The sequence below is a fragment of the Pararhizobium sp. P1_E7 genome, assembly GCF_056405855.1.
The window spans coordinates 17,924-39,020 of the sequence record NZ_JBFUBH010000029.1 but is presented as its reverse complement, the minus strand read 5'-3'; the positions used below and the strand labels follow the sequence as shown (position 1 = coordinate 39,020).

Below are 21,097 nucleotides of genomic sequence, written 5' to 3'. Positions count from 1 at the left end.
ACCGAGATTTTTTGATCCCAAATTGCTTATCACGCAGAAAAGATCGAGGCGTCATCTCCGACGCAAACGGATGGCCCGCTTTGGTGGCAGGTCGAAGCCCGCGCCGCCCTCATGGACGCAAAGGAGCGGAAGGTGCCCGCGCCTGCGGATGGGGAGCGGGGACACAAGGCGACGGAGGTCGCATCTCGTTCGTTCACTCCGCCTGCGGGGCGAAGGTAGCCGGCAGGCGAGCGGGAGACAAGCGCCGTCGTCCCTGCAGCAATCCCTGAAGTTTCCCTGCCAACCGATTCCACCCACAACGGAAAAACATCATGCCAACAGGATTTCATGAGGTCCGGTTTCCCCTGCGGCTGGCGCTGGGGACGAGCGGCGGGCCGGTCAGGCGCACCGATATTGTCAGCCTTTCGAACGGGCGCGAGAACCGCAACCGGCGCTGGCGCGATGCGCGGAGGCACTACGATGCCGGATCGGGGATCAGGTCGATCGGCGATCTCTACGCGGTACTCGAATTCTTCGAGGCGCGGGCGGGGCAGCTTTACGGGTTCCGGTTTCGCGATCCGCTGGATTTCAAGTCCTGCGCTCCGGGTGGGGCGGTCAGCGCCAATGATCAGGTGATCGGAACGGGCGATGGCGTGACGGCCGTGTTCCAGCTGGTGAAGACCTATGGCGATGCGGGTGGCGCCACGGTGCGCGAGATCGCCAAGCCGGTAGCAGCAACGGTGGCGATTTCGGTTGCCGGTACGGCGGCCGCTCCCGCCGATTTTACGCTCGATGCGGCAACAGGGCGGGTCACGTTCCTGCCAGCGAAAATCCCGGTAAGCGGCGCGGTCGTGAGGGCTGGGTTCGAATTCGACGTGCCGGTGCGTTTCGATACGGACAGGATCGATGTCGATCTGGCGCAGTTTCAGGCCGGGCGCATTCCGACCATTCCGCTGGTGGAGATCAAGCCATGAGAACGCTTCCGGCAGCGCTCGCCGACCATCTTGAGGGTGACGCAACGACGATGTGCCATTGCTGGCGGGTGACGCGGCGCGATGCGGTGGTGCTCGGCTTTACCGAGCACGATCACGATCTGAGCTTCGACGGCACCGATTTTCAGGCCGCCAGCGGCTTTCAGGCGGCCGACAGCGAGGCGGCGAGCGGGCTCTCCGTCGAGGCCGGCGAGGTTGCCGGCGGATTTTCGAGCGCCGCGATCAGCGAGGCGGACGTGATCGCCGGACGCTATGACGGTGCGCGCGTCGAGGTTTTCCAGGTGAACTGGCAGGCGCCAGAGCAGCGCATTTTGCTGCGGATGCAGGAGATCGGCGACGTGGTGCGTGCAGGCGGTGCCTTTCGCGCCGAACTGCGACGGCTGACGCATCGGCTGGATCAGGTCCAGGGACGGATTTACGGGCGCCGTTGCGACGCCGTGCTGGGGGACGGGCGGTGCGGGGTGGACTTGAGCAAGCCGGCCTATCGGGGCAGTGGCACGGTCATCTCTGTTCTGGGGGAAACACGCATCCGGGTGTCGGGGCTCGATGCGATGGTGGCGGGGTACTACCGGTACGGCGTGTTCGGGTTCGTGGACGGTGCAAATGCCGGACATGCCTGCGACATCGAGGATCATCGCCGGGACGGGGACGACGTCACGCTTTCCCTCTGGCTGCCGCCGCCTCTGCCGCTTGCGGTGGGAGACGCATTCACGGTGACGGCGGGATGCGACAAGAGTTTTGGCGTCTGTGGAGAGAAATTTGCGAACTCTCTGAACTTTCAGGGGTTTCCGCATATGCCGGGGACGGATTTTGCCTTCGGTTACGCGGACGGCGATGCGGTTCATGACGGGCGGGCGCTTTATGAGTGACGTTGTCCGGTACGATCATCCCACCCCGGCGCCTTGCGCCGACCCTCCCGCTCAAGGGGAGGGTAAGGAAACCGTATTTGCCGGGCGGATCATTTCGATCGCGCGCAGCTGGATCGGCACGCCGTACCGGCATCAGGCCAGCCTGAAGGGCGTCGGCTGCGATTGTCTGGGGCTGGTGCGGGGCGTCTGGCGCGAACTCCATGGCACGGAGCCGGAATTGCCGCCGGCCTATCAGCCAGACTGGGCGGAGCGCAGCGGCGAGGACTGGTTGCGGGACGCCGCACGGCGGCATTTCGGGGCTGAATTGACGGCGGCGCAGATGCGGCCGGGCGATCTCCTGCTGTTTTGCTGGCGGCTGGATTTGCCGGCCAAGCATGCCGGGATTCTTTGTGCCGATGACAGGTTCATCCATGCCTACGAACAGGCGGCGGTGATCGAGTCCGCGCTCGTGCCCTCCTGGCGGCGGCGGATCGCCGGCGTGTTTCGCTTTCCCGAAAAGGTCTGACGCCCATGGCAACCATTCTTCTGCAGGCGGCGGGCGCCGCTCTCGGTAGCGTGTTCGGCCCTGTCGGGGCAGCGCTCGGCCGGGCGGCCGGCGCGCTGGCCGGTTCGGTTATCGACCGCTCGATCATCAACGGCACGAGGACGGTCTCCGGCGCCCGGCTGGGCGATGCGCGCATCCCTGGCGCCGAGGACGGCACGGCGATCACCCGCGCCTATGGCACGGTGCGCATTGGCGGTACGCTGATCTGGGCGACACGGTTCGAGGAGGAGGTTCGCGTTGAGCGGCAGGGCGGCAAGGCGAGCGGTCCGCGGGTCGAGACGTTTCGCTACTATGCCAATTTTGCGCTCGGAATCTGCGAGGGCGAGATTGCCTGCGTGCGCAGGGTCTGGGCGGACGGGCGGGAACTGGATCTGACCGGGATCGAGATGCGGCTTTATCGCGGCACAGGCGATCAATTGCCCGATCCGCTGATCGAGGCCAAGCAAGGGGCGGGAAAGGCGCCGGCCTATCGCGGTCTGGCCTACGCGGTGTTCGAGCGGTTGCCGCTGGACAGCTATGGCAATCGTATTCCGGTGATCCAGTTCGAGATACTGAGACCCGCCGGCGCGCTGGAAAAGCAGATCCGGGCTGTGACGATCATTCCGGGCTCCAGCGAGCACGGCTATGATCCAGGCGTGGTGAAGGAAGAGACAGGCGCCGGCGCAAGCCGGTTGATCAACCGCAATGTTTTCCACGCCAGTTCCGACTGGCGTGCGTCGATCGACGAATTGCAGGCGTTGTGCCCGAACCTTGAGCGCGTGGCGCTGGTGGTGTCGTGGTTCGGGACGGATCTGCGGGCAGGCCAGTGCCGGATCGTGCCCGGCGTGGAGACGCCGGTGCGGGCCGGGGAAAGCCGGACCTGGTCCGTGTCGGGGATTCCACGGGGTGCGGCGAGGCTGATCAGCCAGAATGGCGGCGGCCCCGCCTATGGCGGCACGCCGGGCGATGCAAGCGTGGTGGCGGCGATCACCGACCTGAAGGCGCGCGGGCTCAAGGTCTATCTCTATCCATTCGTGATGATGGATATTCCCGGCGGCAACACGTTGCCCAACCCTTATGGCGGAACCGGACAGCCGGCCTATCCCTGGCGTGGGCGCATTACCGCGCATCCGGCGCCGGGCCTGGTCGGCAGCGCCGACAAGACAATGGCGGCGCGCACGCAGGTGGAAGCCTTTTGCGGAAACGCCACGGCGGCAAATTTTTCGGTTTCCGGCACGTCGGTGACATCGACGGCAGCGGACGAGGGGTATCGCCGGCTGGTGCTTCACTACGCGCTTCTGGCGGCAGCGGCAGGCGGGATCGACGGGTTCATCGCCGGCTCCGAACTGCGCGGGCTGACGCAGCTGCGCGATGGCGCGGGCGCTTTTCCGTTTGTCGAGAAGCTGATCGGCCTTGTCGCCGATGTCCGGGCGATTCTCGGGGTGGGCACCAAGCTGACCTACGCCGCCGACTGGAGCGAATATTTCGGCTACCACCCGCCGGACGGATCGGGCGAAGTGCACTATAATCTCGATCCGCTCTGGGCATCGGCCAATATCGATGCCGTCGGCATCGACAACTACATGCCATTGTCCGACTGGCGCGACAGCGATTCCTCGCTCGGCAATCCGGATGGTTTCCGGCTTGCGGAAGACGTCGACGCGATGGGCGCGATGGTCGCTGCCGGCGAGGGCTATGACTGGTATTATGCTGGCAGCGACGGCCGCCGCGATCGTATCCGCACGCCGATCACCGACGGACTGGCGGCAAAGCCCTGGGTCTACCGCTACAAGGATATTGCCAACTGGTGGGGACAGACGCATCGCAACCGGATCGCCAGTGTCGAGCAGGCGGTGACGACGGCCTGGGTTGCGGGCTCCAAGCCGGTCTGGTTTACCGAGCTGGGCTGCCCGGCGATCGACAAGGGGGCAAACCAGCCAAACGTCTTTACCGACCCGAAATCGTCGGAGACGGCGGTTCCATACCATTCGAACGGCGCGCGTGGTGATGCCATGCAGCGACGGTTTCTGGAGGCGCAGCACCGGTTCTGGCAGGGGCCGGGGGCACCCGCATGCCTTGATCCGGGTCACATGTTCGTCTGGACCTGGGATGCGCGGCCGATGCCGGCCTTTCCGGAGAATACCGCGCTTTGGTCCGATGGCGAAAATTGGCAGACCGGGCATTGGCTGAACGGCCGGCTTGGCGCTTCCACGGCTGCCGATGTCATTGCGGCGGTGCTTGCAGATCACGGATTTGAGGGCGGCGATGTGAGCTGCGTCAGTGGCGACCTGAGCGGCTATGTGCAATCGGAGCAGGCGTCGGCGCGCGACGTGCTTGAACCGCTGATGGCGGCGTTGCAGATCGATGCGGTCGAAGACGGCGGGACGTTGCGCTTCCGGTCGCGAATGAAACAGGCGGCGCAACCGACGATCGTCCCGGTGCTGGCGGATATCGACGAGCAAGCGCTGTTTGAGGAAACGCGCGGCCATGACAGCGATTTCGGCAGCGAGGCCATCCTCGATCACTTCGATCCGCAAAACGCCTATGAACGGACGACCGCCCGCTCGCGCCGGGTATCGCCGGCCAATGACCGGGTTCTGCGGCTTTCGGTGCCGGGCGTCCTGCACGATGGCGCTGCGGCAAGCGCCGTCGAGGATGCGCTTCGGGATCATCAGGTCTCGCGCCGGAGCGTTCGCTTTTCGCTGTCGCCGGCGGCGTTGGCTTTCGAGCCGGGCGATATCGTCGCCTTTGACGAAGGGCCAGCCGGCAGTTTCCTTGTCAGCCGCATCGAGGATGGGGCGGTGCGTTCGGTCGAGGCGCGGGCGTTCGTGCCGTCAAGCGGTGGCGGTCCTGCCGGGCCATCCCGGTTGATCGACCCGCCGCGTACACCATCCGCCGGGTTCTCGCCGATCGTGCATCTGATGGACCTGCCGCAATACGAGGCGGGGGATGCCAGCACGTTCGCGCGCGCCGCTGTGTTTGCCCGGCCCTGGCGGGCGGTGACGCTTTCGTCATCGGCGACGACGGAAGGTTTTCAGACACGGGTGCGGCTCGATCAGCCGGCACAGACCGGTGTTCTGACGGAGGCGCTCGGTGCGGGTGTCACCGGCAGGTTTGATGCGGCGCGGACGCTGACGTTCGACCTTTATTTCGGCGGGCTGTCTTCGGCGAGCCGTCTATCCGTCCTCAACGGGCTGAACCGGCTGGCGATCCTTGCGGCAAATGGCGTTTGGGAGGTCGTCGGTTTCCAGAACGCGGAGGAAATCTCTGCCGGCCGCTGGCGACTTTCCAAGCTTTTGCGCGGGCTGAACGGGACCACGGATGCGATGCTGGCAGGCAGCGTTGCCAGTGCTCCGGTGGTCGTGCTCAACACGGCCGTCAGGCCGCTTGGGTTGAGCGCCGATGAAATGGGGCGTGCGATCAACTGGATCGCCGAGCCAGGCGGGCAGGCCGCCACGCCCAGCGGCCCCTTTGTTTTTGCCGGTGGCCTGCGGGCGGAGACGCCGGTTGCGCCGGTGCACCTGCGGGCGCGGCGCATCGAGAGCGGCGATATCAAGATCACCTGGATCCGCTGCGCACGCCGCGATGCCGACCATTGGCTTGACGGCGATATCGCTCTGGATGAGACCCAGGAAGCGTATCGCCTCGACATCCTCGATGGGGCGGCCGTCAAGCGGTCCTTCGATGTGTCCGAGCCCGCATTGAACTATGCGGCGGGCCTTGAGGTCGCCGATTTCGGCGCGCCGCAGACAGTATTGTCGATTCGCATTCGGCAGCGCGGCCAGAAGGTCGCGTTCGGCGTGCCGGCGCAGGCGCTGCTCAGCCTATAAAATTGCGGCCCTCCATTAAACCAAACTCAACCCAAGAAGCGAACGGGACGAGGAGCGTCAAATGAACGATTTGAAAACCTGGTACATGTCGAAGACCGTTTGGGGTGGTGTGGTTGCAATCCTGGCATCCTGCGCCAATTTGCTGGGACTGGAGATTGCGCCTGAGGACGAAAGCGGCGTTGTGGACGGACTGACCGCGCTGGTCGCGGCGGTGGGCGGGCTGGTCGCGATCTGGGGCCGGATTTCCGCTCGCAAGCGGTTGCGTTAGACTACAGCGCCGCGTGTTGTTCACGACGGACAAAAAGGTCGCTGCAGCACTTTAAATTTGCTGCATGATTTTTCCTTAAACCGGTACCGATCCAAGGAATTATGCTGTAGCTCAAGATTGCGTAAAACGTGCGGTTTTCAGGACATTCATTTGCCATTCAGACTGTATCGTTTATTAAATTTGCAACGATGCTTCACAGGTCGCCAATATTGTTTTCAAGTCGAAAGTGCGTTCATGTCCTCACCCTTGATCATAGCAACGCTTGCTGCGGGCCTTTCCGGATTCGCGCCGCCGGCGATTGATGTGCCATCGATGGTTGTCGTGGTGGACGGCGATTGTGGACAGGCGGCAGCCGAGGTCGTCGCCAAGACCGGTGGCGAGCTTTTGTCGGCCCAGCCGACCGGCGATGGCAAATGTGTCGTCACTGTGCTGATCCCCGGCAATGGCGGCCGTCCGAAAAAGGTGACGATGCGCGTGCCGATGTAGCCGCAGGCCTTCAAAACATTCTCGAAACGGATGAAATAGGGTAAGCAGTAAGTCTGGTGTTGCAACGCGACGGACAATCTTTGGAAGATGCTGGCGCGCAAGGGAAGAAAGTCTGTTCATGCGCATTCTGGTGGTCGAAGACGACGTCAACCTCAACCGTCAGCTGACGGACACTCTGAAGGAAGCCGGATACGTCGTCGACCAGGCCTTCGATGGCGAGGAGGGTCACTATCTCGGCGAGGGGGAACCCTATGACGCCGTCATTCTCGACATCGGCCTGCCGGAAATGGACGGTATTACCGTGCTGGAAAAGTGGCGCGGTGCCGGAAAGGTGATGCCGGTGCTGATCCTCACCGCGCGAGACCGCTGGAGCGACAAGGTTGCAGGCATCGATGCCGGCGCCGACGACTACGTCACCAAGCCGTTTCATGTCGAGGAGGTGCTGGCGCGTATCCGCGCATTGATCCGGCGCGCGGCCGGACATGCAAGCTCCGAAATCGTCTGCGGCCCCGTGCGGCTGGATACCAAGGGCTCCAAGGCGCTGGTCAACGGGGTGGCGCTGAAGCTCACCTCGCACGAGTTCCGGCTCCTGTCCTATCTGATGCATCACATGGGGCAGGTGGTTTCGCGCACGGAGCTGGTCGAGCACATGTACGATCAGGACTTCGACCGCGATTCCAATACGATCGAGGTTTTCGTCGGCCGGCTTCGCAAGAAGATCGGCAACGACCTGATCGAAACGGTGCGAGGCCTCGGTTATCGCATGCAGGCGCCCGGCATGGCCAGCAAGGAAGTGAAATCCTGAGCGGGATCGCCATGTTCAACCGGAAAGACCGGGCAGCTACCCATGCCGGACATGGCGCGGCCGCGTTGTCCTGCCAGCCCGTTCGGCGATACCCATGATGCTGCGCCCGCGATCGCTGACCGCACGCGTTCTTCTGGTTTCCACCATCTGGGCGGTGGCGGCGCTGGTGGTGATCGGCGTGGTGATCTCGACACTTTACCGGCAGGGCTCGGAGCGCGGCTTTCAGGATCTTTTGCGCGCCCAGCTCTACAACGTCATCAATTCGATCGTCGTCAACGACAAGTCCGTGCTGGCTGGCAGTCCGCAGCTGGGCGATCTGCGCTTCTCCCAGCCGCAGACCGGCTGGTACTGGATCGTCGAGCCGATCGGCGAATTCAACACGCCACCGCTCCTATCGACCTCGCTCGGCTCGGGCAAACTGCCGATCGCCAGCGTCGATGAAGTGCCCTTCGATATTCGCTACGAGCGTTTCTACACGACCGTCGATTCCTTCAACAACGAGGTCGAGGTGGCGGAGACGGAAGTCGTGCTGGATATCCAGGGACATACCGCCCGCTTCCGGGTTGCTGGCAATCGCGATGTGCTGGAAGCCGACATCGACGACTTCAACCGCAATCTCTATCTGGCGCTGGCTATCTTCGGCTTCGGGGGGCTGGGCATGAACGCTCTGGCCATCCTCTTTGGTCTCAGGCCGCTCGATCAGGCACGGCGGTCGCTGGAAAAGATCCGAGGTGGCGAAAGCGAGCGGCTGGACGGCGAGTTCCCGCGTGAAATCCAGCCCCTGGCAAGCGAGGTCAACGCACTGATCGACAGCAACCGGCGCATCATCGAGCGCGCCCGCATGCAGGTGGGTAATCTCGCGCATTCGCTGAAGACGCCGCTGGCCGTTTTGATCAACGAGGCGCGGGTACTCGAGGCGCCGCATGGCGACCTCGTCAAGGCGCAGGCGGATGCGATGCAGATGCAGGTGCAGTCCTATCTCAACCGGGCACGGATCGCAGCACAGCGGGAATCGGTTCTCGCTCGCACCGAGGTCGAGCCGGTGCTTGAACGGCTGGTGCGCGTCATGCGCCGGCTGCATCCGGAAAAGACCTTTCTGCTGACTGTCTCTCCCCCCGGCCTGATCCTGGCGATGGAGCAGCAGGATGTCGAGGAAACGGTCGGCAACCTTTTGGACAATGCGGCGCGCTATGCCGGCGAAGAGGTTCACGTCACGGCACAGATCGCGCCAGACGGCGTTCAGGGAAAAGACCCGGGACGGCGCAACTGGATCGCCATCGAGGTGGAAGACGACGGCCCCGGCCTTGAGCCGGAGCAGATCGCCGTTGCCATCAAACGGGGCAGGCGGCTTGACGAAAGCAAGCCGGGGACCGGACTGGGCCTGTCGATCGTCAGCGAGATTGCCGGTGAATATCAAGGCACTCTCGGGCTGTCGCGGGGCGAACGGGGTGGGCTGAAGGCACTGATCGTGCTGCCGGCTGTGTCATGATGACACGCGTTTGGGCCATCGCGTGACTTTTTTGACAGGATCGCGGGCAAAATTTTGCAATGCAGCAGGTTCGGCCTCTCCGATGTTGCCTGCTTGGGCGGGGAATGTAAAAAGATGGTGAGCCATGAATCGGCCTGACGCCGGGCCGCAACCTGCCGATGCACCGGAAACCGTAAGAGCTGTCCGACACGATGAAGAACCAGTCCTGTTTCCCGACCATTCTGTCTGCCTCTCCGGCCGCATGTCTGATTGCCTTGTCATTGATCATTGCCGGTTGCGGAACCACGTCGCGCGATGGCGGCAAGGGCGGTGCTGCGGCGACCTCCAAGACATCGGCCTCCTATATCGCAGCGCTTGAGGGTGGCGTTATCGGCCGTCAAGCCGGGCTTTCGATCAGCAAGGCCGATCGTCAGCGTGCGCTGGAGGCGGAATACCGGGCGCTGGAAGCGGCTCGTGGCGGACAGCCGGTTGTCTGGCAGGGATCGGGCATCAGCGGTTCCGTCGTTGCGGCGGCACCGTATCAGGTGGGGTCGCAGAACTGCCGCCAATACAGTCATACCGTGACGGTGAAGGGGCAGGAGAGTGTTGCGCGTGGCGCTGCCTGCCGCAATGCGGACGGCACCTGGACGCCGCTGGGCTGATGTGCGCATTGCGCCGTTGCGGCGAAACGCCTCAAATTTCCGTCATTTCCCGTTTTCCGATTGGAATGGCGTGCTCCGCATAGTAATTGAGCGCACATGCTGTTCTGGATCCTAGTTGCCATTCTGACGGCGGCCGTTGCCGCTGTTTTGCTGCTTCCGCTGCTGCGCGCCGCCGCCGGCGCCGAGGCTCCCCAATCCCATGACGTCGAAGTCTATCGCGACCAGCTCGAAGAGCTGAAGCGCGACGAGAAGAACGGCCTGATTTCCGGCGAAGATGCGGACTTTGCGCGCGCCGAGGTGGCCCGCCGCCTCCTGGCCGCGACGGACGCTGTGAAGGCCTCCGGCCCGGTTTCGCCGGTAAGGCGCGGCCACCGGTTGGCACAGCTTGCCGTCATCCTCATCCTGCCTGCCGTTGGGCTCTGTCTTTACTTGCGAACCGGCAATCCGGATGTGCCGGATGCGCCGCTGTCCGCGCGTCTCGCCAATCCGGGCGACGACATGAACATTCTGATTGCACGGGCCGAGCAGCAACTGGTCGCCAATCCTGAGGACGGTGCCGGATGGGATGTTTTGGCGCCGATCTATTATCGCAGCGGCCGCATCGAGCAAGCCGCTGTGGCTTTCCGCAACGCGCTGCGCATACTTGGGGCGACACCGGTGCGTCTGGGCGGATATGCCGAAAGTCTGATCGCGCTGTCCGGCGGCTTGGTGACGAACGAGGCGCGCGACGCGCTGCAGAAATTGCTGGTGATCGAACCCGGAGATCCACGTGCGCGATTTTACCTGGCGCTTGCCCTGAAACAGGAGGGCAAGGCGCCGGAGGCATTGGCCGCGTTCGAGCAGATTGTCCGGACATCGCCCGTGGGCGCCCCCTGGCTGCCGCTGGTCAATCAGCATATTGCCGGTCTCAAGGGTGAAGCTTTGGGAGCCCCGGCGCAGCAGGCAGCAACACCGCTGGGCAATCCGACCGGTGACGATATCGCCGCCGCCAAGGACATGAGTGCTGGCGATCGCACGGCGATGATCGAGGGCATGGTCGGCAGCCTTGCCGAAAAGCTCAAGACAGATCCGAAGAATTTCGAGGGATGGATGCGGATCATCCGGTCCTATTCCGTGCTTGGCCAGAAGGACAAGGCAGCGGATGCCCTGAAACAGGGGCTGGCCGCCTTTCCGGCCGATGGCGACGAGGGCAAGCAATTGCTGGCGCTGGCAGGCGAGCTTGGGCTGAAGGCCGATGGAGGCGTAAAATGACCCGCAAGCAGAAGCGTCTGGCGATCATTGGCGGCGGGGTCGGTTTCATCGTTGCGGCGGTGCTGCTGGTGATGGTCGCGTTCAGCCAGGCAATCGCCTATTTCTATGTTCCAGGCGACCTCGCCAAGGCCCAGCTTGCGCCGGGCACGCGCATCCGGCTGGGTGGTCTGGTCGAGAATGGTTCGCTCAAGCGCGGCGAAGGCATGACCATAACCTTCAGCGTCACCGATACGCTGGACACGGTGCCGGTGACCTATACCGGAATTCTGCCGGATCTGTTCCGCGAAGGGCAGGGTGTTGTCGCGGAAGGCAGTTTCAAGGAGGGGAGCCCGGTGTTCGTTGCCGATACCGTGCTTGCCAAGCATGACGAGACCTATATGCCCAAGGACGTGGCGGACCGGCTGAAGGCGCAGGGCGTCAATCTCGGCGGCAAGGAAAATATCCGATGATCATCGAGCTTGGACACTATGCGCTGGTTCTGGCGCTTGCCACATCGCTGCTGCAGGCGGTACTGCCGATTATCGGCGCGCTGCGGAACGACCGGGCGCTGATGGACATCGGCACCGTAGCGGCCAAGGCGACGTTCCTGCTGGTTGCCCTGTCGTTCGGTGTTCTCACCTACGCCCATGTGACGTCCGATTTCTCCGTTCAGAACGTCTGGGAGAATTCGCACTCGCAGATCCCGCTGATCTACAAGTTCTCCGGTGTCTGGGGCAATCACGAAGGCTCGATGCTTCTGTGGGTGCTGATCCTGACGTTTTTCTCGGCGCTTGTCGCCGTGTTCGGGGATAATCTGCCGGAGACCTTGAAAGCCAATGTGCTGGCCGTTCAGGCTTGGATCGCGGCGGCATTCTCGCTGTTCATTCTCTTGACGTCCAATCCCTTCAACCGGTTGCTGGACGCGCCGGGCGAGGGACGGGATCTCAACCCGGTGCTGCAGGATATCGGGCTGGCCATTCATCCGCCGCTGCTCTACCTCGGCTATGTCGGGTTTTCCGTCTGCTTCTCGTTTGCCGTCGCAGCCCTGATCGAGGGCCGTATCGATGCGGCCTGGGCGCGCTGGGTGCGGCCGTGGACGCTGGCCGCCTGGACCTGCCTGACGGCGGGCATCGCCATGGGCTCCTACTGGGCCTACTACGAACTGGGCTGGGGTGGCTGGTGGTTCTGGGATCCGGTCGAGAACGCGTCCTTCATCCCGTGGCTTGCCGGAACGGCGCTGTTGCATTCGGCGCTGGTGATGGAAAAGCGCGAGGCGCTGAAGATCTGGACCGTGCTTCTGGCGATCATGACGTTTTCGATGTCGCTGCTCGGCACCTTCCTCGTGCGCTCCGGCGTGCTGACGTCCGTTCACGCCTTCGCGACCGATCCGACACGCGGCGTCTTCATCCTGATCATCCTGATCCTCTTCATCGGCGGCGCGTTGTCGCTGTTTGCTTTGCGTGCCGCGCATCTGAAAGCGGGCGGCCTGTTCGCGCCGATGTCGCGCGAGGGCGCGCTGGTCCTCAACAATCTGATCCTGACGACGGCTGCCGCGACCGTGCTGACCGGCACGCTCTATCCGCTGGCGCTGGAAGCGCTGACAGGCGCGAAAATCTCCGTCGGTCCGCCATTCTTCAACATGACCTTCGGCCTGCTGATGCTGCCGCTTTTGCTGGCCGTGCCCTTCGGCCCGCTGCTCGCATGGAAACGTGGCGATCTGTTGGGGGCCGGACAACGCCTGTTTGCCGCGGTGGCGTTCGGTCTGGTGGTGGGAAGTGCCATTTACTATGCGCAGAATGGTGGGCCGGTCATGGCGCTGTTCGGCATCGCGCTTGGTGCCTACATGATCGCCGGTTCGCTGACGGAGCTTTTCCTGCGTTCAGGCCTTGGCAAGGTGACGGGCGCCGTCGCCTTGCGGCGCCTGTCCGGTCTGCCGCGATCGGTTTTCGGCACAGCGTTGGCCCATATCGGGCTCGGCGTGACGCTGATCGGCATTGTCGCGGTCACCGCGTTCGAGACCGAACACATTGCCGAGATGAAGCCTGGCATGACCGCGGATGCCGGCGGTTACACGCTGCGCTTCGATGGCCTGCGCAAGGGCAACGGGCCAAACTATAGCGAGGAATCCGGTCATTTCACCATCAGCCGCGCAGGCGTCGATGTTGCCGAGGTCTGGTCTTCAAAACGGCTCTATACGGCGCGGCAGATGCCCACCACCGAGGCGGGTATCCGGACGTTCGGGCTGAGCCAACTCTATATTTCGCTGGGTGACGGCATGGCGGACGGCGGGGTCGTCGTCAGGATCTGGTGGAAACCGATGATCCTGTGTATCTGGCTCGGGACGCTTTTCATGATCGCAGGCGGCGCTGTTTCGCTAAGCGACAGACGCTTGCGGGTCGGTGCTCCGGCTCGCGCCAAAAAGCAGAAGAAACCGGTTCTGGAGCCGGCACAATGATCCGGCGGCTCCTCGTTATCGTCTTCCTGCTGCTGCTGCCGGTCTCGCCGGTCTTTGCCGTCAATCCCGATGAGGTGCTGGCCGATCCGGCGCTGGAGGCACGCGCACGCGCGTTGTCGGCGCAATTGCGCTGCATGGTCTGTCAGAACCAGTCGATCGACGATTCGAATGCCGAGCTTGCCAAGGACCTGCGCCTTCTGGTGCGCGAGCGGATCACCAACGGCGATAGCGACGAGGCGGTCATTGCCTATGTCGTTTCGCGCTACGGCGAGTTCGTCCTGCTCAATCCCCGCTTCGAGGTAAAGACGCTCATTCTGTGGGGCGCTCCGGTGGTGCTGCTTCTGGCCGGTGCCGCAGCAATGCTTGTTGCTATCAGGCGCAGGACCGGCAAGGCGACCGGAACGGCACTGTCCGCGGACGAGCAGGCGCGGCTGGATGCTGTTTTGAGGAAAGGTGAGTAGTGAGTAGTGAGTAGTGGGTAGTTGCAGCGCTCTGGCGATTGAAGAGCCTTTTTCTACCGACTACCGACTACCGACTACCGACTACCGACACTCCACCCAACATTACCAAAAGTTCATCCTGCGGACACAAGTCAGTAAGGTGCGTTCGACTATTCCTTTCTCATCGGCTGTTCCTCCAGTCAGCCAAACGTACACGAAGAGAAAAGGCAAATCGGATGTTTAAGACAAACGCACTGCGTCCCTCCCTCAAGACCGTTTTGAAAACCTCGACCGTTGCAGGCCTGGCGGCTGTCATGATGTCGACCGGCATTCCTGCCGCCGTCACCCAGTCCTTTGCCGCCGCCGTCAAAGTCGAAGCGCCGCAGGTTCCGAGCTTTGCCAATGTCGTCGATGCCGTTTCGCCGGCTGTTGTTTCGGTGCGTGTGCAGTCGCGTGCCAATCCGGTTTCCGATGACGCCAGCGACGGCAACGGCTTCAGCTTCGATTTCGGCGGCCGTGGCCTTGATGAACTCCCGGACGACCACCCGCTGAAGCGCTTCTTCAAGGAGTTCGGCGGTCCGAACGGCGACAAGCATGCCGACCGTGACCATGGGCCGCGCGACGGCAAGCCGGGCCGCCTGCGCCCGACATCGCAGGGTTCGGGGTTCTTCATCTCTGAAGACGGTTATCTCGTCACCAACAATCACGTCGTTTCCGACGGCTCCGCTTTCACGGTCATTCTGAACGACGGCACGGAACTGGACGCCAAGCTGGTCGGCAAGGACAGCCGCACCGATCTGGCCGTGCTGAAGGTCGATGACAAGCGCACGTTCACTTATGTAAACTGGGCTGATGACAGCAAGGTTCGCGTTGGCGACTGGGTCGTGGCCGTCGGCAATCCCTTCGGTCTTGGCGGCACCGTTACTTCGGGCATCATTTCGGCCCGCGGCCGCGATATCGGCTCAGGCCCCTATGACGACTATCTGCAGGTCGATGCGGCGGTGAACCGTGGCAACTCCGGCGGTCCGACCTTCAACCTCAACGGCGAAGTCGTCGGCATCAACACAGCAATCTTCTCGCCATCGGGCGGCAATGTCGGTATCGCGTTTGCCATTCCCGCTTCCGTCGCCAAGGATGTCGTCACCGACCTGATGAAGGATGGCGAAGTATCGCGCGGCTGGCTCGGCGTGCAGATCCAGCCGGTTGACAAGGATGTGGCTGAATCGCTCGGCCTTGCCGAGGCAAGCGGCGCGCTTGTCGTCGAGCCGCAGGCCGGTTCTCCCGGCGAGAAGGCCGGTATCAAGAAGGGCGATGTCATCACTGCCGTTAACGGCGACACCATCAAGGGTCCTCGCGAGCTGGCTCGCAAGATTGCCCTGATGCGTCCGGGCACCAGCGTCGATGTCGCTCTGTGGCGTGACGGCAAGGCCGAGAGCGTCAAGCTCGAAGTCGGAACCTTGCCTGCCGATACCAAGGAAGCCTCCGTGCCCGACCAGCAGCAGCAGGAAGAGCAGCCCTCGAGCGAGAAGGCGCTGGCTGATCTCGGTGTCACCGTGACTCCTTCGGATGACGGCAACGGCGTGATGATCTCGTCGGTCGATCCGGACTCCGACGCCAGCGATCGCGGCCTGAAGGAAGGCCAGAAGATCGTCTCGGTCAACAACCAGGAGGTCAAGTCGGCCGACGATATCCTCAAGGTTATCGAGGCCGCCAAGAAGGACGGACGCACCAAGGCGCTGTTCCAGATCGAGGCTGACAACGCCAGCCGCTTCGTGGCACTGCCGATCAGCCAGGGCTGATCCGGTTCCACTGAACAGCCGGGCGCCGCGGACCTTCCCCAGGGTTTCGCGGCGTCTGGCGTTTCAGGGCACGTCTTATGCCAAGTCTCCATCAGCGAGCCTTGGTATTCCCTGCGCGACCGGGCAGGCAGGCGAATTCCCAAGGTAAACCGGTTGTGGAAGATACGGGTCAGGTACTATGGTCACGCGCATGAAGATTCTGATTATCGAAGATGACCTCGAGGCGGCCGCCTATCTGGCCAAGGCCTTTCGCGAGGCCGGCATCGTCTCCGACCATGCCAGCGACGGCGAAAGCGGCTTGTTCATGGCGAGCGAGAACAGCTACGACGTGCTCGTCATCGACCGCATGCTGCCGCGCCGCGACGGGTTGTCGGTGATCTCGGAGCTGCGCCGCAAGGGCGTCCACACCCCGGTGCTCATTCTTTCCGCACTCGGCCAGGTCGATGACCGGGTCACGGGATTGCGCGCCGGCGGCGACGATTATCTGCCCAAGCCCTACGCCTTCAACGAGCTTCTGGCGCGCGTCGAAGTGCTCGGCCGCCGCAAAGGAGCTCCCGAGCAGGACATGGTCTATCGTGTCGGCGATCTGGAGCTGGACCGGCTGTCGCACACGGTGCGCCGCCAAGGGCGCGAGCTTTTGCTGCAGCCCCGCGAATTCCGGCTGCTTGAATACCTGATGAAGAATGCGGGCCAAGTGGTGACGCGTACCATGCTCCTGGAAAATGTCTGGGACTATCATTTCGATCCGCAGACCAATGTCATCGATGTGCATGTGTCGCGGCTGCGTTCCAAGATCGAGAAAGACTTCGACCAGCCGTTGCTGCGTACCGTGCGCGGTGCCGGCTACATGATCAAGGAAGACGGACGCACGGACGCATGAGCAGGTTGCGTGTCCTCTTCCGCACCACAGCCGTTCGCCTCTCGGCGCTCTATCTGCTGCTGTTTTCGCTCTGCGCCGCGTTTCTGGTCTTCTACGTCACCGCCATGTCGCAACGGCTGCTGGAGCAGCAGACGAAGGATGCGGTTACAGCAGAAGTAGCGCAGATCGAGGAAGTCTACGGCCGCGCCGGTGTCAACGGATTGCTGCGGACCCTGGAGCGGCGGGCGCGGCAGCCGGGCGCCAATCTCTACGTCATCGCCGGACCGACCGGCGAGATTTTGGCCGGCAATGTCGCCTCGCTGCAGCCGGGCCTACTGGATAAGGAAGGCTGGACAGGCGAGGCATTCCGTTATCAGCGCTATACCGACGAAAGCCGCAAGGAGACCCACGTGGCATTGGCGCATGTGCTGGTGCTCGACAACGGTCTGCGCATTCTGGTTGGCCGCGACCTGCAGGAGCCAGAGAAGTTTCGGGTGCTGGTGCGGCAGGCCCTCGTCGTTGCGCTTGGTATCATGGGCATTGGCGCGCTGATCATCTGGTTTGCCATCGGCCGCAACGCGCTGAAACGCATCGACCGGATGTCGGACGCCAGCACGCGGATCATGGCGGGCGATCTCTCCCAGCGGTTGCCGATGAGCGGTTCCGGCGACGAATTCGACCGGTTATCGGAATCGCTCAATGCCATGCTTGGACGGATCGAGAAGCTGAACGAAGGTCTGCGGCAAGTCTCCGACAACATCGCCCACGATCTGAAGACACCGCTGACGCGTCTGCGCAACAAGGCCGAGGCCGCGCTGGCGCATAAGGCGACCAATTCCGGTTATCGGGCTTCGCTGGAGGAGATCATCGGCGAATCCGACCAGTTGATCCGCACGTTCAACGCACTGCTGATGATCTCCCGTGTCGAAGCCGGGGCAGCCGCCGCCGAAATGAGCGATGTCAACCTTTCGCAAAGCGTCGCCGACTGCGTTGAACTCTATGAGCCCGTGGCCGACGAGCAGGCGCTGAAACTGGAAGCCGATGTGCCCGCCGATATTCACGTTTCCGGCAATCGGGAACTGATCGGGCAGGCGCTGGGCAATCTGATCGACAATGCCATCAAATATTCCGATGGCGGCGCAAATCCTCTGATCAAGGTTAGCCTTGCAAGACGGGAGGGAGCCATCGTCCTGTCGGTGGCGGATCATGGTCCGGGTGTGCCTGCCGATCGGCGCGATGACGTGGTGGAGCGTTTCGTGCGGCTGGACGAAAGCCGCAGCAAGCCTGGAACCGGGCTGGGGCTATCGCTTGTCGAGGCGGTGATGGAGATGCATCAGGGCTCTCTCGAACTGAGCGACACGGTTCGTGACGCAGAAAACAATCGGGGTTTGACCGCCAGCATGGTTTTCCCGGCGCGTTCCGGCTGATAGGCATGGGACAGCCGAAATCGGGAGCGGCTGGGAGGGACCAATATGCAAACGGACATGCGGCGGTTATCGGATATCAGCACATGTGCGCTGCGGCCGATGAGCCAGACGGACGCTAAAGCCGTCCTCTCCAGCCTCAAGGATATCTCAAAGAGCAATCGCGACATCGCCGACCTGCTGGTATCGGAAACGCCGCTCAAGGATTTTATCGTCGCGGCGTTGTCCCTCTCGCCTTATCTGCGGGACACGGCTGTTTCCTATCCGCAGGTGCTTGTGCAGGCTCTTGCCGGACCTCTGATCCCCTATCTGGAAGCCTGCGTCCAGAGAGCCCGCGACGCTTGGAAAGGTCCTGACGCGGGCAAGCCACTGACCGATGCCGAGATCATGACGCGCCTACGGCAGGCCAAGCGGGATATTGCCTTTGCAATCGCGCTCGCCGACCTGTCACGCCTTTTCGATGCGCGCGAGACAACCCGGTGGCTGAGCGATTTCGCCGGCGCGGCGGTCTCCGCCGCCATCGACCACCTGCTTTTAAGTGCCCATGACGCAGGCAAGCTGACTGTCGTGGATGTCGCCCATCCGAGCGAACGGTCGGGTGTCGTTGTTCTGGGCATGGGCAAGCTGGGCGCCTTCGAGCTGAATTATTCATCGGATATCGATCTGGTGGTGTTCTACGAGCCGCAGGCACCGTTGATCACCATTCCCGACGACGCGCCGGAAACGTTTGCCCGGTTGCTGCGCCGGCTGATCCGCATCCTGCAGGAGCGCAGCGGCGATGGCTATGTCTTCCGCACCGACCTGCGTCTGCGTCCCGATCCCGGTGCGACGCCGCTTGCCATTCCGGTCGAGGCGGCAATGCTCTACTATGAGAGCCGCGGGCAGAACTGGGAGAGGGCGGCGTTCATCAAGGCCCGCCCGGTGGCTGGCGACCTTAAGGCCGGCGAGGCGTTCCTGCGTGAACTCACCCCGTTCATGTTCCGCAAATATCTGGATTATGCGGCGATTGCCGATATCCATTCGATCAAGCGGCAGATTCATGCCCACAAGGGGCACGGCGAGATCGCCGTCAAAGGCCACAATATCAAGCTTGGCCGCGGCGGCATCCGTGAAATCGAGTTCTTTGTCCAGACGCAGCAGCTGATCGCCGGGGGACGGATGCCGGAGTTGCGGCTGCGCGCCACCGAGCCAATGCTGCAGGGCTTAGCGGGGGCCAACTGGATCGACGCGGAAACCGCCAGGGAACTGACTTCCGCCTACTGGTTCCTGCGCGATGTCGAACACAGGGTCCAGATGGTACGCGATGAGCAGACGCATGTTCTGCCGGCAAGCGACGCCGAGCTGAAGCGCATCGCCTACATGATGGGTTTTGCCGATGTTCCGGCGTTTTCCCTGGAATTGTCACGCGTGCTCAAGACGGTGGAGCGGCGTTATGCCCAGCTGTTCGAGCAGGAGGCGAAACTTTCGACCGAGACCGGAAATCTGGTCTTTACCGGCCAAAGAGATGACCCAGACACGCTGGATACCTTGAAGAAGCTGGGGTTCGAACGGCCGCAGGATATTTCCCGTACCATCCGCACCTGGCACTACGGCCGGTACCGGGCCACGCAGTCGGTAGAAGCACGCGAGAGGCTGACGGAGTTGACGCCGGAACTCCTGCGGGTTTTCGGCCAGAACAAGCGAGCCGACGAGGCATTGTTGCGCTTCGACCATTTCATCGCGGGTCTGCCGTCCGGCATCCAGCTGTTCTCGCTGCTCGGCAACAATCCCGGCCTGCTGTCGCTGATCGTCAACATCATGTCATCCGCCCCCCGGCTGGCCGATATCATTGCCAGCAAGCCGCATGTCTTCGACGGCATGCTCGATCCCCGGCTTCTCGCAGAGCTGCCGACACGCGACTATCTGGAGGAGCGGATCAGAGGCTTTCTGGCCACGGCCCGGCACTATGAGGATATTCTCGACCGGCTGCGGATCACTGCCTCCGAGCAGCGGTTCCTGATCGGGATCAGGCTGCTGACCGGCGTCATCACCGGCGCCCAGGCGGGGCATGCGTTTACGGATCTGGCCGACCTGATCCTGACCGCTGCTCTGGAGGCTGTGCTGCACGAGGTGGAGGCGGCACACGGGAAATTCCCGGGCGGCCGCGTCGCCGTTATCGGCATGGGCAAGCTTGGCAGCCACGAACTGACTGCCGGGTCGGACGTCGATATCATCCTGCTCTACGACTACGATGACGAAGCCGGTGAATCCGACGGGGCCAAGCCACTCGATTCCATTCGCTATTTCACCCGCATCACCCAGAGGCTGATCTCCGCACTTTCGGCGCCGACTGCCGAAGGCGTGCTCTACGAGGTAGACATGCGGCTGCGCCCCTCAGGCAATAAAGGGCCTGTCGCCACCCGGATCAATGCCTTTGCAAAGTATCAGCGCGAGGACGCATGGACCTGGGAGCATATGGCGCTGACGCGCGCCCGCGCGCTGTGCGGCGAGGAAAGCTTGATCGCGGAGGTCGACATGATCTTCCGCGAAGTCCTTGGTGAAACCCGCGATGTTACCAAGGTCACGGCCGATGTCGCCGAGATGCGGGGGCTGATCGACAAGGAAAAGCCGCCGAGCGATGTCTGGGATTTCAAGCTCATTCCCGGCGGGCTGGTCGATATCGAATTCATTGCACAATATCTTGCCCTGATCGCACCGGCGCGCGGCGTCGCCACTCCTCCGAGCGGCACATCCACGGCGGATGTGTTGCGGCTGCTTGGGCCGGCCTTGGTCGTCCCGGCGGACCTCGATACCGTGCAGGAGGCGCTGACGTTGTTCACCGACCTTTCGCAGATCGTGCGATTGTGCATCGAGGGAGATCTGGAGCTACAGGATGCGCCGGCCGGACTGGTCGAGCTTCTGTGCCGGGCCGGGGATGCACCGGATATCAAGGTGCTGGAGGCTGATATCCGGCGCCTGTCGAAGGCTGTACGCCGGATATTTCAAGCGACCGTCAAGCCCTGAGATGC

17 protein-coding genes are annotated in these 21,097 nt (G+C 62.9%); all 17 read left to right on the top strand.

All coding sequences use genetic code 11. The features are described from left to right. Positions 1-311 precede the first annotated feature (311 nt). Positions 312-953 (top strand): phage distal tail protein, Rcc01695 family, encoded by a 642-nt coding sequence (locus AC1D17_RS20600; protein ID WP_477567179.1) that lies wholly within the window; start codon positions 312-314, stop codon positions 951-953. Next, entirely contained in the window at positions 950-1,840 is an 891-nt protein-coding gene (locus AC1D17_RS20595; protein ID WP_477567178.1) for a DUF2163 domain-containing protein, read from the top strand. The genes AC1D17_RS20600 and AC1D17_RS20595 overlap by 4 nt, the downstream gene beginning before the upstream one ends. After that, on the top strand, positions 1,815-2,345 hold the full coding sequence (locus AC1D17_RS20590; RefSeq protein WP_477567177.1) for an NlpC/P60 family protein: 531 nt from the start codon (positions 1,815-1,817) through the stop codon (positions 2,343-2,345). The genes AC1D17_RS20595 and AC1D17_RS20590 overlap by 26 nt, the downstream gene beginning before the upstream one ends. Before the next feature lie 5 nt (positions 2,346-2,350). Further along, the gene (locus tag AC1D17_RS20585) at positions 2,351-6,193 is read left to right on the top strand and encodes a baseplate multidomain protein megatron (RefSeq protein WP_477567176.1); all 3,843 of its coding nucleotides are present in this window, start codon (positions 2,351-2,353) and stop codon (positions 6,191-6,193) included. 61 nt (positions 6,194-6,254) lie between these two features. Beyond that, on the top strand, positions 6,255-6,461 hold the full coding sequence (locus tag AC1D17_RS20580) for a hypothetical protein (protein WP_264219472.1): 207 nt from the start codon (positions 6,255-6,257) through the stop codon (positions 6,459-6,461). Positions 6,462-6,695: 234 nt separating this feature from the next. Beyond that, a complete protein-coding gene (locus AC1D17_RS20575; protein ID WP_477567175.1) occupies positions 6,696-6,947 on the top strand; it encodes a hypothetical protein in 252 nt (83 codons plus the stop codon). A 118-nt stretch (positions 6,948-7,065) separates the two neighbouring features. Continuing rightward, positions 7,066-7,752 (top strand): response regulator transcription factor, encoded by a 687-nt coding sequence (locus AC1D17_RS20570; RefSeq protein ID WP_113246111.1) that lies wholly within the window; start codon positions 7,066-7,068, stop codon positions 7,750-7,752. Positions 7,753-7,852: 100 nt separating this feature from the next. After that, positions 7,853-9,241 (top strand): ATP-binding protein, encoded by a 1,389-nt coding sequence (locus AC1D17_RS20565; RefSeq protein WP_477567180.1) that lies wholly within the window; start codon positions 7,853-7,855, stop codon positions 9,239-9,241. A gap of 191 nt (positions 9,242-9,432) precedes the next feature. Beyond that, the gene (locus tag AC1D17_RS20560; RefSeq protein WP_477567174.1) at positions 9,433-9,882 is read left to right on the top strand and encodes a hypothetical protein; all 450 of its coding nucleotides are present in this window, start codon (positions 9,433-9,435) and stop codon (positions 9,880-9,882) included. A 96-nt stretch (positions 9,883-9,978) separates the two neighbouring features. Next, positions 9,979-11,133, top strand: a complete 1,155-nt coding sequence (gene ccmI / locus AC1D17_RS20555) for a c-type cytochrome biogenesis protein CcmI (RefSeq protein WP_477567173.1) — start codon at positions 9,979-9,981, stop codon at positions 11,131-11,133. Next, on the top strand, positions 11,130-11,582 hold the full coding sequence (gene ccmE, locus AC1D17_RS20550) for a cytochrome c maturation protein CcmE (protein ID WP_477567172.1): 453 nt from the start codon (positions 11,130-11,132) through the stop codon (positions 11,580-11,582). Before ccmI ends, ccmE begins: the two co-directional genes overlap by 4 nt. Next, positions 11,579-13,567, top strand: a complete 1,989-nt coding sequence (locus AC1D17_RS20545) for a heme lyase CcmF/NrfE family subunit (protein ID WP_477567171.1) — start codon at positions 11,579-11,581, stop codon at positions 13,565-13,567. Before ccmE ends, AC1D17_RS20545 begins: the two co-directional genes overlap by 4 nt. Further along, entirely contained in the window at positions 13,564-14,028 is a 465-nt protein-coding gene (locus AC1D17_RS20540) for a cytochrome c-type biogenesis protein (RefSeq protein WP_477567170.1), read from the top strand. Before AC1D17_RS20545 ends, AC1D17_RS20540 begins: the two co-directional genes overlap by 4 nt. A gap of 215 nt (positions 14,029-14,243) precedes the next feature. Beyond that, the gene (locus tag AC1D17_RS20535; RefSeq protein ID WP_477567169.1) at positions 14,244-15,806 is read left to right on the top strand and encodes a Do family serine endopeptidase; all 1,563 of its coding nucleotides are present in this window, start codon (positions 14,244-14,246) and stop codon (positions 15,804-15,806) included. Positions 15,807-15,984: 178 nt separating this feature from the next. Then, positions 15,985-16,686, top strand: a complete 702-nt coding sequence (locus tag AC1D17_RS20530; RefSeq protein WP_319005499.1) for a response regulator transcription factor — start codon at positions 15,985-15,987, stop codon at positions 16,684-16,686. Beyond that, the gene (locus AC1D17_RS20525) at positions 16,683-18,092 is read left to right on the top strand and encodes a sensor histidine kinase (protein ID WP_477567168.1); all 1,410 of its coding nucleotides are present in this window, start codon (positions 16,683-16,685) and stop codon (positions 18,090-18,092) included. Before AC1D17_RS20530 ends, AC1D17_RS20525 begins: the two co-directional genes overlap by 4 nt. 45 nt (positions 18,093-18,137) lie before the next feature. Beyond that, positions 18,138-21,092 (top strand): bifunctional [glutamine synthetase] adenylyltransferase/[glutamine synthetase]-adenylyl-L-tyrosine phosphorylase, encoded by a 2,955-nt coding sequence (locus tag AC1D17_RS20520; RefSeq protein ID WP_477567167.1) that lies wholly within the window; start codon positions 18,138-18,140, stop codon positions 21,090-21,092. The last annotated feature ends 5 nt before the right edge of the window (positions 21,093-21,097 follow it).

What these genes read in the sequence shown, in the direction of transcription:
- AC1D17_RS20600 (WP_477567179.1), top strand. Translation starts at nt 312, where the DNA reads ATGCCAACAGGATTTCATGAGGTCCGGTTTCCCCTGCGGCTGGCGCTG.
- AC1D17_RS20595 (WP_477567178.1), top strand. Translation starts at nt 950, where the DNA reads ATGAGAACGCTTCCGGCAGCGCTCGCCGACCATCTTGAGGGTGACGCA.
- AC1D17_RS20590 (WP_477567177.1), top strand. Translation starts at nt 1,815, where the DNA reads ATGACGGGCGGGCGCTTTATGAGTGACGTTGTCCGGTACGATCATCCC.
- AC1D17_RS20585 (WP_477567176.1), top strand. Translation starts at nt 2,351, where the DNA reads ATGGCAACCATTCTTCTGCAGGCGGCGGGCGCCGCTCTCGGTAGCGTG.
- AC1D17_RS20580 (WP_264219472.1), top strand. Translation starts at nt 6,255, where the DNA reads ATGAACGATTTGAAAACCTGGTACATGTCGAAGACCGTTTGGGGTGGT.
- AC1D17_RS20575 (WP_477567175.1), top strand. Translation starts at nt 6,696, where the DNA reads ATGTCCTCACCCTTGATCATAGCAACGCTTGCTGCGGGCCTTTCCGGA.
- AC1D17_RS20570 (WP_113246111.1), top strand. Translation starts at nt 7,066, where the DNA reads ATGCGCATTCTGGTGGTCGAAGACGACGTCAACCTCAACCGTCAGCTG.
- AC1D17_RS20560 (WP_477567174.1), top strand. Translation starts at nt 9,433, where the DNA reads ATGAAGAACCAGTCCTGTTTCCCGACCATTCTGTCTGCCTCTCCGGCC.
- ccmI (WP_477567173.1), top strand. Translation starts at nt 9,979, where the DNA reads ATGCTGTTCTGGATCCTAGTTGCCATTCTGACGGCGGCCGTTGCCGCT.
- ccmE (WP_477567172.1), top strand. Translation starts at nt 11,130, where the DNA reads ATGACCCGCAAGCAGAAGCGTCTGGCGATCATTGGCGGCGGGGTCGGT.
- AC1D17_RS20545 (WP_477567171.1), top strand. Translation starts at nt 11,579, where the DNA reads ATGATCATCGAGCTTGGACACTATGCGCTGGTTCTGGCGCTTGCCACA.
- AC1D17_RS20540 (WP_477567170.1), top strand. Translation starts at nt 13,564, where the DNA reads ATGATCCGGCGGCTCCTCGTTATCGTCTTCCTGCTGCTGCTGCCGGTC.
- AC1D17_RS20535 (WP_477567169.1), top strand. Translation starts at nt 14,244, where the DNA reads ATGTTTAAGACAAACGCACTGCGTCCCTCCCTCAAGACCGTTTTGAAA.
- AC1D17_RS20530 (WP_319005499.1), top strand. Translation starts at nt 15,985, where the DNA reads ATGGTCACGCGCATGAAGATTCTGATTATCGAAGATGACCTCGAGGCG.
- AC1D17_RS20525 (WP_477567168.1), top strand. Translation starts at nt 16,683, where the DNA reads ATGAGCAGGTTGCGTGTCCTCTTCCGCACCACAGCCGTTCGCCTCTCG.
- AC1D17_RS20520 (WP_477567167.1), top strand. Translation starts at nt 18,138, where the DNA reads ATGCAAACGGACATGCGGCGGTTATCGGATATCAGCACATGTGCGCTG.